General features: G+C 66.0%; 7 protein-coding genes. 6 read left to right on the forward strand and 1 reads right to left on the reverse strand.

Annotation, left to right across the window (positions count from 1 at the left end; genetic code table 11):
• The first annotated feature begins 165 nt into the window (after positions 1-165).
• Positions 166-3651 (forward strand): DNA-directed RNA polymerase subunit beta, encoded by a 3486-nt coding sequence (gene rpoB / locus ACWC94_RS16810; RefSeq protein WP_450797299.1) that lies wholly within the window; start codon positions 166-168, stop codon positions 3649-3651.
• A gap of 97 nt (positions 3652-3748) precedes the next feature.
• Entirely contained in the window at positions 3749-7648 is a 3900-nt protein-coding gene (locus ACWC94_RS16815; RefSeq protein WP_450797300.1) for a DNA-directed RNA polymerase subunit beta', read from the forward strand.
• Between the two features lie 110 nt (positions 7649-7758).
• Here the strand turns inward: ACWC94_RS16815 and ACWC94_RS16820 are convergent, their stop codons facing one another.
• A complete protein-coding gene (locus ACWC94_RS16820; RefSeq protein ID WP_450797301.1) occupies positions 7759-8205 on the reverse strand; it encodes a cold-shock protein in 447 nt (148 codons plus the stop codon).
• 319 nt (positions 8206-8524) lie between these two features.
• Here ACWC94_RS16820 and rpsL point away from each other — a divergent pair, with 319 nt between their 5' ends.
• The 4 genes from rpsL to tuf all read left to right on the forward strand — a co-directional run bounded on the left by rpsL (position 8525) and on the right by tuf (position 12884).
• Entirely contained in the window at positions 8525-8896 is a 372-nt protein-coding gene (rpsL, locus tag ACWC94_RS16825) for a 30S ribosomal protein S12 (protein WP_003948652.1), read from the forward strand.
• A 2-nt stretch (positions 8897-8898) separates the two neighbouring features.
• Positions 8899-9369 (forward strand): 30S ribosomal protein S7, encoded by a 471-nt coding sequence (gene rpsG, locus ACWC94_RS16830; RefSeq protein WP_003998848.1) that lies wholly within the window; start codon positions 8899-8901, stop codon positions 9367-9369.
• A 39-nt stretch (positions 9370-9408) separates the two neighbouring features.
• Positions 9409-11535 carry an elongation factor G gene (gene fusA / locus ACWC94_RS16835; RefSeq protein ID WP_450797302.1) on the forward strand — a complete coding sequence of 709 codons (2127 nt, stop codon included), beginning with the start codon at positions 9409-9411 and terminating at the stop codon, positions 11533-11535.
• Between the two features lie 155 nt (positions 11536-11690).
• Entirely contained in the window at positions 11691-12884 is a 1194-nt protein-coding gene (gene tuf / locus ACWC94_RS16840; RefSeq protein ID WP_031167057.1) for an elongation factor Tu, read from the forward strand.
• The last annotated feature ends 122 nt before the right edge of the window (positions 12885-13006 follow it).

Below are 13006 nucleotides of genomic sequence, written 5' to 3' on the forward strand. Positions count from 1 at the left end.
TGACCCTTTGCGCTGCCTGTTAGCTGTCCCCTGCCCGTCACCAGGGGTCTGCCCTCACTCGAGCATCGACGACAAAAGCTTCCTTGACCTGGGGTTTCTGTCTCTGTGTGCGGGGGAGGGGCCGGTACGCGCGTAGTGAGTCCGAGCCCTCGGAAGGACCCCCTCTTGGCCGCCTCGCGCAATGCCTCGACCGCGAATACGAACAACGGCGCCAGCACCGCCCCGCTGCGCATCTCCTTTGCAAAGATCAAGGAGCCTCTCGAGGTTCCGAACCTGCTCGCGCTGCAGACCGAGAGCTTCGACTGGCTGCTCGGTAACACCGCCTGGCAGAGTCGGGTCGAGGAGGCTCTGGAGAACGGTCAGGACGTCCCCACCAAGTCCGGTCTGGAGGAGATCTTCGAGGAGATCTCCCCGATCGAGGACTTCTCCGGGTCGATGTCCCTGACGTTCCGGGACCACCGCTTCGAGCCGCCGAAGAACTCCATTGACGAGTGCAAGGAGCGCGACTTCACGTACGCCGCCCCGCTCTTCGTCACCGCCGAGTTCACCAACAACGAGACCGGTGAGATCAAGTCCCAGACGGTCTTCATGGGCGACTTCCCGCTCATGACGAACAAGGGCACCTTCGTCATCAACGGCACCGAGCGTGTCGTGGTGTCTCAGCTGGTCCGTTCCCCCGGTGTCTACTTCGACTCCAGCATCGACAAGACGTCCGACAAGGACATCTTCTCCGCCAAGATCATCCCGTCCCGGGGTGCCTGGCTGGAGATGGAGATCGACAAGCGCGACATGGTCGGTGTCCGCATCGACCGCAAGCGCAAGCAGTCGGTCACCGTGCTGCTCAAGGCGCTCGGCTGGACGACCGAGCAGATCCTCGAGGAGTTCGGCGAGTACGAGTCCATGCGCGCCACCCTGGAGAAGGACCACACCCAGGGCCAGGACGACGCGCTGCTCGACATCTACCGCAAGCTGCGCCCGGGCGAGCCCCCCACGCGTGAGGCCGCGCAGACGCTGCTGGAGAACCTCTACTTCAACCCCAAGCGCTACGACCTCGCCAAGGTCGGCCGCTACAAGGTGAACAAGAAGCTCGGTGCGGACGAGCCGCTGGACGCCGGTGTGCTCACCACCGACGACGTCATCGCCACCATCAAGTACCTGGTGAAGCTGCACGCCGGCGAGACCGAGACGATCGGCGAGTCCGGCCGCTCGATCATGGTCGAGACCGACGACATCGACCACTTCGGCAACCGTCGTATCCGCAGCGTCGGCGAGCTGATCCAGAACCAGGTCCGTACGGGTCTCGCCCGTATGGAGCGTGTCGTGCGCGAGCGCATGACCACGCAGGACGTCGAGGCGATCACGCCGCAGACCCTGATCAACATCCGGCCGGTCGTCGCCTCCATCAAGGAGTTCTTCGGCACCAGCCAGCTGTCCCAGTTCATGGACCAGAACAACCCGCTGTCGGGGCTGACGCACAAGCGTCGTCTGAACGCCCTCGGCCCGGGTGGTCTCTCCCGTGAGCGGGCCGGCTTCGAGGTCCGTGACGTGCACCCCTCGCACTACGGCCGCATGTGCCCGATCGAGACGCCCGAAGGCCCGAACATCGGTCTGATCGGCTCGCTCGCCTCCTACGGCCGGGTCAACGCGTTCGGTTTCATCGAGACGCCGTACCGCAAGGTCGTCGACGGCCAGGTCACCGACGAGGTCGACTACCTGACCGCCGACGAGGAGGACCGCTTCGTCATCGCGCAGGCCAACGCGCCGCTGAACGACGAGATGCGGTTCGCCGAGGCCCGCGTGCTGGTCCGCCGCCGTGGCGGCGAGGTCGACTACGTCGGCCCCGAGGACGTGGACTACATGGACGTCTCGCCGCGCCAGATGGTGTCGGTCGCGACCGCCATGATCCCCTTCCTCGAGCACGACGACGCCAACCGTGCCCTCATGGGCGCGAACATGATGCGTCAGGCCGTGCCGCTGATTAAGTCCGAGGCGCCGCTCGTCGGCACCGGCATGGAGTACCGCTCCGCGGTCGACGCCGGCGACGTGGTCAAGGCCGAGAAGGACGGTGTGGTCCAGGAGGTCTCCGCGGACTACATCACCACCGCCAACGACGACGGCACGTACATCACGTACCGCCTGGCCAAGTTCTCCCGGTCCAACCAGGGCACCTCGGTCAACCAGAAGGTCATCGTCAACGAGGGCGACCGCGTCATCACCGGCCAGGTCCTGGCCGACGGCCCGGCCACCCAGAACGGCGAGATGGCCCTCGGCAAGAACCTGCTCGTGGCGTTCATGCCGTGGGAGGGTCACAACTACGAGGACGCGATCATCCTGTCGCAGCGCCTCGTGCAGGACGACGTCCTCTCCTCGATCCACATCGAGGAGCACGAGGTCGACGCCCGTGACACCAAGCTCGGCCCCGAGGAGATCACCCGGGACATCCCGAACGTCTCCGAGGAGGTCCTCGCCGACCTCGACGAGCGCGGCATCATCCGCATCGGTGCCGAGGTCATCGCCGGTGACATCCTCGTCGGCAAGGTGACCCCGAAGGGTGAGACCGAGCTGACCCCGGAGGAGCGCCTGCTGCGCGCGATCTTCGGTGAGAAGGCCCGTGAGGTCCGTGACACCTCGCTGAAGGTGCCGCACGGCGAGACCGGCAAGGTCATCGGTGTGCGCGTCTTCGACCGCGAGGAGGGCGACGAGCTGCCGCCGGGCGTGAACCAGCTGGTCCGCGTCTACGTCGCGCAGAAGCGCAAGATCACCGACGGTGACAAGCTCGCCGGCCGCCACGGCAACAAGGGTGTCATCTCGAAGATCCTGCCGATCGAGGACATGCCGTTCCTGGAGGACGGCACCCCGGTCGACATCATCCTCAACCCGCTGGGTGTGCCGTCCCGAATGAACCCGGGACAGGTCCTGGAGATCCACCTCGGCTGGCTCGCCAGCCGCGGCTGGGACGTCTCCGGCCTCGCGGACGAGTGGGCCCAGCGCCTGCAGGCCATCGGCGCCGACCAGGTCGCCCCGCGCACCAACGTCGCGACCCCGGTCTTCGACGGTGCCCGCGAGGACGAGCTGGCGGGTCTGCTGCAGCACACCATCCCGAACCGCGACGGCGAGCGCATGGTCCTCCCGTCCGGCAAGGCGCGGCTGTTCGACGGCCGCAGCGGTGAGCCGTTCCCGGACCCGATCTCGGTCGGCTACATGTACATCCTGAAGCTGCACCACCTGGTCGACGACAAGCTGCACGCCCGCTCGACCGGTCCGTACTCGATGATCACCCAGCAGCCGCTGGGTGGTAAGGCGCAGTTCGGTGGCCAGCGGTTCGGTGAGATGGAGGTGTGGGCCCTCGAGGCCTACGGCGCCGCGTACGCCCTCCAGGAGCTGCTGACCATCAAGTCCGACGACGTCACCGGCCGCGTGAAGGTCTACGAGGCCATCGTCAAGGGCGAGAACATCCCCGAGCCCGGCATCCCCGAGTCCTTCAAGGTGCTCATCAAGGAGATGCAGTCGCTCTGCCTGAACGTGGAGGTGCTGTCCAGCGACGGTATGTCCATCGAGATGCGCGACACCGACGAGGACGTCTTCCGCGCTGCGGAGGAGCTCGGTATCGACCTGTCCCGGCGCGAGCCGAGCAGCGTCGAAGAGGTCTGACGGGAGTCCGGCGGGGCCCTCACCCACAGGGCCCCGCCGACCCCCAGGCCCCCGTTTCAGACCAAAGACTTTCGACCCTGAGAGGGATTGACGCATAGTGCTCGACGTCAACTTCTTCGACGAGCTCCGGATCGGCCTGGCCACCGCTGACGACATCCGTCAGTGGAGCCACGGCGAGGTCAAGAAGCCCGAGACCATCAACTACCGCACCCTCAAGCCCGAAAAGGACGGACTCTTCTGCGAGAAGATCTTCGGTCCGACCCGGGACTGGGAGTGCTACTGCGGCAAGTACAAGCGCGTCCGCTTCAAGGGCATCATCTGCGAGCGCTGTGGCGTCGAGGTCACGCGCGCCAAGGTGCGCCGTGAGCGGATGGGCCACATCGAGCTGGCCGCGCCCGTCACGCACATCTGGTACTTCAAGGGTGTCCCGTCGCGCCTCGGCTACCTGCTGGACCTGGCGCCGAAGGACCTCGAGAAGGTCATCTACTTCGCCGCGTACATGATCACGTACGTCGACGAGGAGCGTCGTACCCGCGACCTGCCCTCCCTGGAGGCGCACGTCTCCGTCGAGCGCCAGCAGATCGAGAACCGCCGGGACGCCGACCTGGAGGCCCGCGCCAAGAAGCTCGAGACCGACCTGGCCGAGCTGGAGGCCGAGGGCGCCAAGGCCGACGTGCGCCGCAAGGTGCGCGAGGGTGCCGAGCGCGAGATGAAGCAGCTGCGCGACCGTGCGCAGCGCGAGATCGACCGCCTCGACGAGGTGTGGACCCGGTTCAAGAACCTCAAGGTCCAGGACCTCGAGGGCGACGAGCTGCTCTACCGCGAGCTGCGTGACCGCTTCGGCACGTACTTCGACGGCTCGATGGGTGCCGCGGCGCTGCAGAAGCGCCTGGAGTCCTTCGACCTGGAGGAGGAGGCCGAGCGCCTCCGCGAGATCATCCGCACCGGCAAGGGCCAGAAGAAGACCCGCGCCCTGAAGCGGCTGAAGGTCGTCTCCGCGTTCCTGCAGACCTCCAACAGCCCCAAGGGCATGGTCCTGGACTGCGTCCCGGTCATCCCGCCGGACCTGCGTCCGATGGTGCAGCTGGACGGTGGCCGCTTCGCGACCTCCGACCTGAACGACCTGTACCGCCGTGTGATCAACCGCAACAACCGCCTGAAGCGGCTTCTCGACCTCGGCGCGCCCGAGATCATCGTGAACAACGAGAAGCGCATGCTCCAGGAGGCCGTCGACGCCCTGTTCGACAACGGCCGTCGTGGCCGCCCGGTGACGGGCCCCGGCAACCGTCCGCTGAAGTCCCTCAGCGACATGCTGAAGGGCAAGCAGGGGCGATTCCGTCAGAACCTGCTCGGTAAGCGAGTCGACTACTCCGCGCGTTCCGTCATCGTCGTCGGTCCGCAGCTGAAGCTGCACCAGTGCGGTCTGCCCAAGGCCATGGCGCTGGAGCTGTTCAAGCCGTTCGTGATGAAGCGCCTGGTCGACCTGAACCACGCGCAGAACATCAAGAGCGCCAAGCGCATGGTGGAGCGCGGCCGTACGGTCGTGTACGACGTCCTCGAAGAGGTCATCGCCGAGCACCCGGTGCTGCTGAACCGTGCTCCCACCCTGCACCGCCTCGGCATCCAGGCCTTCGAGCCGCAGCTGGTCGAGGGCAAGGCCATCCAGATCCACCCGCTCGTCTGCACCGCGTTCAACGCGGACTTCGACGGTGACCAGATGGCCGTGCACCTGCCGCTGTCCGCGGAGGCGCAGGCCGAGGCCCGCATCCTGATGCTGTCCTCGAACAACATCCTCAAGCCGGCCGACGGCCGTCCGGTGACGATGCCGACCCAGGACATGGTCCTCGGTCTGTTCTTCCTCACCACCGACGGCGAGCTGCGTGACACCAAGGGCGAGGGCCGGTCGTTCGGCTCCACGGCCGAGGCGATCATGGCGTTCGACGCCGGCGAGCTGGCCCTGCAGTCGGCGATCGACATCCGCTTCCCGGTGGGTACCATCCCGCCGCGCGGCTGGACCCCGCCGGCGCGCGAGGAGGGCGAGCCCGAGTGGCAGCAGGGTGACACCTTCCGCCTGCGGACGACCCTGGGCCGTGCGCTCTTCAACGAGCTGCTGCCTGAGGACTACCCGTTCGTGGACTACTCGGTGGGCAAGAAGCAGCTCTCCGAGATCGTCAACGACCTCGCCGAGCGCTACCCGAAGGTCATCGTGGCGGCGACGCTCGACAACCTGAAGGCGGCCGGCTTCTACTGGGCCACCCGTTCCGGTGTCACCGTCGCCATCTCCGACGTCGTCGTTCCCGAGGCGAAGAAGGAGATCGTCCGCGGCTACGAGGCGCAGGACGAGAAGGTCCAGAAGCAGTACGAGCGCGGTCTGATCACCAAGGAAGAGCGCACTCAGGAGCTCATCGCGATCTGGACCAAGGCGACCAACGAGGTCGCCGAGGCGATGAACGAGAACTTCCCCAAGACCAACCCCATCTTCATGATGGTTGACTCGGGTGCCCGAGGAAACATGATGCAGATGCGGCAGATCGCCGGTATGCGTGGTCTGGTGTCGAACGCGAAGAACGAGACCATCCCGCGTCCGATCAAGGCGTCCTTCCGTGAGGGCCTGTCCGTGCTGGAGTACTTCATCTCCACGCACGGTGCCCGTAAGGGTCTGGCGGACACCGCCCTGCGTACCGCCGACTCGGGTTACCTGACCCGTCGTCTGGTGGACGTCTCGCAGGACGTCATCATCCGCGAGGAGGACTGCGGCACCGAGCGCGGCCTCAAGCTGGCGATCGCCGAGCGTGGCGAGGGCGGTGTCCTGCGCAAGACGGACAACGTCGAGACGTCCGTGTACGCGCGCTGCCTCGCCGAGGACATCGTGGTCGACGGCAGGGTGCTGGCCCCGGCCGGTACCGACCTCGGCGACGTGCTCATCGACGAGCTGGTCAAGAACGGTGTCGCGGAGGTCAAGACCCGCTCGGTCCTGACCTGTGAGTCCGCCGTCGGCACCTGCGCGATGTGCTACGGCCGTTCGCTGGCCACCGGCAAGCTGGTCGACATCGGTGAGGCGGTCGGCATCATCGCCGCCCAGTCCATCGGTGAGCCCGGTACCCAGCTGACGATGCGTACCTTCCACACCGGTGGTGTGGCCGGTGACGACATCACCCAGGGTCTGCCGCGTGTCGTCGAGCTCTTCGAGGCCCGTACCCCGAAGGGTGTCGCCCCGATCTCCGAGGCCTCCGGCCGCGTGCGGATCGAGGAGACCGAGAAGACCAAGAAGCTCGTCGTCACCCCGGACGACGGCAGCGACGAGACGGCCTACCCGATCTCCAAGCGCGCCAAGGTCCTGGTCAGCGAGGGCGAGCACGTCGAGGTGGGCCAGCAGCTCACCGTGGGTGCCACCAACCCGCACGACGTGCTGCGCATCCTGGGTCAGCGTGCCGTCCAGGTCCACCTGGTCGGCGAGGTCCAGAAGGTCTACAACTCGCAGGGTGTGTCGATCCACGACAAGCACATCGAGATCATCATCCGGCAGATGCTCCGCCGTGTGACGATCATCGAGTCCGGCGACGCCGAGCTGCTGCCCGGCGAGCTGGTCGAGCGCTCGAAGTTCGAGACCGAGAACCGTCGTGTGGTCCAGGAGGGCGGTCACCCGGCCTCCGGTCGTCCGCAGCTGATGGGTATCACCAAGGCCTCGCTGGCGACGGAGTCCTGGCTGTCGGCCGCCTCCTTCCAGGAGACGACCCGAGTTCTGACGGACGCGGCGATCAACGCCAAGTCCGACAGCCTCATCGGCCTCAAGGAGAACGTCATCATCGGTAAGCTCATCCCGGCCGGTACGGGCCTGTCCCGCTACCGCAACATCCGGGTCGAGCCGACCGAGGAGGCCAAGGCCGCGATGTACTCGGCCGTCGGCTACGACGACATCGACTACTCGCCGTTCGGCACCGGCTCCGGCCAGGCCGTTCCGCTGGAGGACTACGACTACGGTCCGTACAACCAGTAAGCGGGCAGCATGAGTTGAAGGGCGACCACTCCCGGTGGGAGTGGCCGCCCTTCGGCGTACGTGCGCGCGGTGCGATCAGGCGTACGTGCTCGCGGTGCGATCAGGGGGTGTCAGCCCTCGACCCAGCCGTGGCTCTTGCCGAGCTGCACCAGCTGCCGGCGGAGCTGGGTGATCTGTTCCCCGGTCAGCCATGGGGCCGACGTCAGCAGGAGTTCCGTCACCTCGAAGCTGTACTCCGCGACGCTGAGCACATCGCACGTGGGATCTTCGGCGTCCTCGGGTCCGCCGGTGAAAGCCTGCACGGACGGAGGTACCTGGAGCCGCGCCGGCGGAGGCATCATGGGCGGTTGCGCCCGGTCGGCAAGCCGCACGGAAGACGCCTTGGGCCCGCGGTCGCCCTCCTCGATCTCGAACTCGACCCACGTCCCGGACCGCAGGGAGGACTCCGGTATCAGGAGATCGTTCGCGTGCAGGAAGACGTCCTCCCCGCCGTGCTCGGGGGCGATGAACCCGTAGCCCCGCACCCCGTCGAACCGCAGAACCTTACCGACAGCCATCCGAACCCCGTTACCACCTTCTCGGGCCCCTCGCCCGAACACCTGCGGTGATCCTAGTCTCGCGGCTCGCCCGGGTTACGTGGTTGGCCTATTCATTTTGACCCAGCTGGATGAGGTAGGTACGCTCAGACCTTGTGCCTGGGGTGTGCCCTGGCTCGCGTGCGTGCCTTCAGACCGCATGGCGAGCCGCGACCGGCCACCGTAATCTGCGCCCTTTCGCCTTGCGGCGAGAATCCGCGGGATTCGACACACCCGACCGCGTGGGTCGGCGAAGTTCCAGGTTAGCTGTACCCATCGGCACACAGAAACCGGAGAAGTAGTGCCTACGATCCAGCAGCTGGTCCGTAAGGGCCGGCAGGACAAGGTCGAGAAGAACAAGACGCCCGCACTCGAGGGTTCCCCTCAGCGTCGCGGCGTCTGCACGCGTGTGTTCACGACCACCCCGAAGAAGCCGAACTCGGCCCTCCGCAAGGTCGCGCGTGTGCGTCTGACCAGCGGCATCGAGGTCACCGCTTACATTCCGGGTGAGGGACACAACCTGCAGGAGCACTCCATCGTGCTCGTGCGCGGCGGCCGTGTGAAGGACCTGCCGGGTGTTCGCTACAAGATCATCCGCGGTTCGCTCGACACCCAGGGTGTCAAGAACCGCAAGCAGGCCCGCAGCCGCTACGGCGCCAAGAAGGAGAAGTAAGAATGCCTCGTAAGGGCCCCGCCCCGAAGCGCCCGGTCATCATCGACCCGGTCTACGGCTCTCCTCTGGTGACCTCCCTGATCAACAAGGTGCTGCTGAACGGCAAGCGCTCGACTGCCGAGCGGATCGTTTACGGCGCCATGGAGGGCCTGCGCGAGAAGACCGGCAACGACCCGGTCATCACGCTCAAGCGCGCTCTCGAGAACATCAAGCCGACCCTCGAGGTCAAGTCCCGCCGTGTCGGTGGCGCCACCTACCAGGTCCCGGTCGAGGTCAAGCCCGGCCGTGCCAACACCCTGGCGCTGCGCTGGCTGGTCGGTTACTCCCGCGCCCGTCGCGAGAAGACCATGACCGAGCGTCTGCTCAACGAGCTCCTCGACGCGTCCAACGGCCTCGGTGCCGCTGTGAAGAAGCGCGAGGACACGCACAAGATGGCCGAGTCCAACAAGGCCTTCGCGCACTACCGCTGGTAGTCGCAGTCCACATCGAGACCGAGAGAAGACTGAAGCCTTATGGCTACCACTTCGCTTGACCTGGCCAAGGTGCGCAACATCGGCATCATGGCCCACATCGACGCGGGCAAGACGACCACCACCGAGCGGATCCTGTTCTACACCGGTGTGTCCTACAAGATCGGTGAGGTCCACGACGGCGCTGCCACCATGGACTGGATGGAGCAGGAGCAGGAGCGTGGCATCACGATCACCTCTGCTGCCACCACCTGTCACTGGCCGCTGGAGAACGTCGACCACACCATCAACATCATCGACACGCCGGGTCACGTCGACTTCACCGTCGAGGTGGAGCGCTCCCTGCGCGTGCTCGACGGTGCCGTGACGGTGTTCGACGGCGTCGCCGGCGTTGAGCCCCAGTCCGAGACGGTGTGGCGTCAGGCGGACCGCTACGGCGTTCCGCGTATCTGCTTCGTCAACAAGCTCGACCGCACCGGTGCCGAGTTCCACCGTTGTGTCGACATGATCGTCGACCGCCTGGGCGCGCAGCCGATCGTCATGCAGCTCCCGATCGGTGCCGAGGCCGACTTCAAGGGCGTCGTGGACCTGGTCCGCATGAAGGCGCTCGTGTGGTCCGCCGAGGCCACCAAGGGTGAGATGTACGACGTCGTCGACATCCCGGACACCCACGCCGAGGCCGCCGAGGAGTGGCGCGGCAAGCTGGTCGAGGCCGTCGCCGAGAACGACGAAGAGATCATGGAGCTGTTCCTGGAGGGCCAGGAGCCCACCGAGGAGCAGCTGTACGCCGCGATCCGTCGTATCACCATCGCCTCCGGCAAGGGCACCGGCACCACCATCACCCCGGTGTTCTGCGGTACCGCGTTCAAGAACAAGGGTGTCCAGCCCCTGCTCGACGCGGTCGTGCGCTACCTCCCCTCGCCCGTTGACATCGAGGCCATCGAGGGCCACGCGGTCAACGACGCGGAGGAGATCGTCAAGCGCAAGCCGTCCGACGACGAGCCGCTGTCGGCGCTGGCGTTCAAGATCATGAGCGACCCGCACCTCGGCAAGCTCACCTTCGTCCGGGTCTACTCGGGCCGCCTGGAGTCCGGCACCGCCGTGCTGAACTCCGTCAAGGGCAAGAAGGAGCGCATCGGCAAGATCTACCGCATGCACGCCAACAAGCGTGAGGAGATCGAGTCGGTGGGCGCCGGCGACATCGTCGCCGTCATGGGCCTGAAGCAGACCACCACCGGTGAGACGCTGTCCGACGACAAGAACCCGGTCATCCTGGAGTCCATGGACTTCCCGGCGCCGGTCATCCAGGTCGCCATCGAGCCCAAGTCGAAGGGTGACCAGGAGAAGCTGGGCGTCGCGATCCAGCGCCTGGCCGAGGAGGACCCGTCCTTCCAGGTCCACTCGGACGAGGAGACCGGCCAGACCATCATCGGTGGTATGGGCGAGCTGCACCTCGAGGTGCTGGTCGACCGTATGCGCCGTGAGTTCAAGGTCGAGGCCAACGTCGGCAAGCCGCAGGTCGCGTACCGCGAGACGATCCGCAAGGCCGTCGAGCGCGTGGACTACACCCACAAGAAGCAGACCGGTGGTACCGGTCAGTTCGCCAAGGTGCAGATCGCGATCGAGCCCATCGAGGGCGGCGACGCCTCGTACGAGTTCGTGAACAAGGTGACCGGTGGTCGCATCCCGAAGGAGTACATCCCTTCGGTCGACGCCGGTGCGCAGGAGGCCATGCAGTTCGGCATCCTGGCCGGTTACGAGATGACCGGCGTGCGCGTCATCCTGATCGACGGTGGCTACCACGAGGTCGACTCCTCCGAGCTCGCCTTCAAGATCGCCGGTTCGCAGGCCTTCAAGGAGGCCGCGCGCAAGGCTTCGCCCGTGCTGCTCGAGCCGATGATGGCCGTCGAGGTCACCACGCCCGAGGACTACATGGGTGAGGTCATCGGCGACATCAACTCCCGCCGTGGCCAGATCCAGGCCATGGAGGAGCGGGCTGGTGCCCGCGTCGTGAAGGGCCTCGTGCCCCTGTCGGAGATGTTCGGCTACGTCGGCGACCTCCGCAGCAAGACGTCGGGTCGCGCAAGCTACTCGATGCAGTTCGACTCCTACGCCGAGGTTCCGCGGAACGTCGCCGAGGAGATCATCGCGAAGGCCAAGGGCGAGTAACGCACCGCGTTCACACGCTTTAGGCTTGACTCCGGAGCCTCAAGGGGCATTCAGTCGCAATCCCGGATGAATGCCCCGGGTTCCGGGCTTCCCAGCAAAGATCACCTGGCGCCGATGAAGTAAGGCGTACAGAACCACTCCACAGGAGGACCCCAGTGGCGAAGGCGAAGTTCGAGCGGACTAAGCCGCACGTCAACATCGGCACCATCGGTCACATCGACCACGGTAAGACGACCCTCACGGCCGCCATTACCAAGGTGCTGCACGACGCGTACCCGGACCTGAACGAGGCCACCCCGTTCGACAACATCGACAAGGCGCCCGAGGAGCGTCAGCGCGGTATCACCATCTCCATCGCGCACGTCGAGTACCAGACCGAGGCGCGTCACTACGCCCACGTCGACTGCCCGGGTCACGCGGACTACATCAAGAACATGATCACCGGTGCCGCCCAGATGGACGGCGCGATCCTGGTGGTCGCCGCCACCGACGGCCCGATGCCGCAGACCAAGGAGCACGTGCTCCTGGCCCGCCAGGTCGGCGTTCCGTACATCGTCGTCGCCCTGAACAAGGCCGACATGGTGGACGACGAGGAGATCCTGGAGCTCGTCGAGCTCGAGGTCCGTGAGCTCCTCTCCGAGTACGAGTTCCCCGGCGACGACGTTCCGGTCGTCAAGGTCTCCGCTCTCAAGGCCCTCGAGGGCGAGAAGGAGTGGGTGGACTCCGTCCTCAACCTGATGAACGCCGTCGACGAGTCGATCCCGCAGCCGGAGCGCGACGTCGACAAGCCGTTCCTCATGCCGATCGAGGACGTCTTCACGATCACCGGTCGCGGTACGGTCGTCACCGGCCGTATCGAGCGTGGTGTCCTGAAGGTCAACGAGACCGTCGACATCATCGGCATCAAGACCGAGAAGACCACCACCACGGTCACCGGTATCGAGATGTTCCGCAAGCTGCTCGACGAGGGCCAGGCCGGTGAGAACGTCGGTCTGCTGCTCCGTGGCATCAAGCGCGAGGACGTCGAGCGCGGCCAGGTCATCATCAAGCCGGGCTCGGTCACCCCGCACACGGAGTTCGAGGCCCAGGCCTACATCCTGTCCAAGGACGAGGGTGGCCGCCACACGCCGTTCTTCAACAACTACCGCCCGCAGTTCTACTTCCGTACGACGGACGTGACCGGCGTGGTGACCCTCCCCGAGGGCACCGAGATGGTCATGCCGGGTGACAACACCGAGATGACGGTGTCGCTCATCCAGCCCGTCGCCATGGAAGAGGGCCTGAAGTTCGCCATCCGTGAGGGTGGCCGCACCGTGGGCGCCGGCCAGGTCACCAAGATCGTCAAGTAAGTTCCGCTTGCTTGAGGGTCACTGCTTGACCCAAGGGGAGGCCCGTACGACTTCGGTCGTACGGGCCTCTTCGCTTTTCCCGCGCAGCCGGTGATGCGATCACGTCACGGCCACCGGTCAAA

This window comes from Streptomyces sp. NPDC001135 (genome assembly GCF_053598395.1).

Excerpts from the sequence above, each read along its gene's own strand:
- ACWC94_RS16820 (WP_450797301.1), bottom strand. The coding sequence starts at position 8,205 with ATGGCTGTCGGTAAGGTTCTGCGGTTCGACGGGGTGCGGGGCTACGGG.
- rpsG (WP_003998848.1), top strand. The coding sequence starts at position 8,899 with ATGCCTCGTAAGGGCCCCGCCCCGAAGCGCCCGGTCATCATCGACCCG.
- fusA (WP_450797302.1), top strand. The coding sequence starts at position 9,409 with ATGGCTACCACTTCGCTTGACCTGGCCAAGGTGCGCAACATCGGCATC.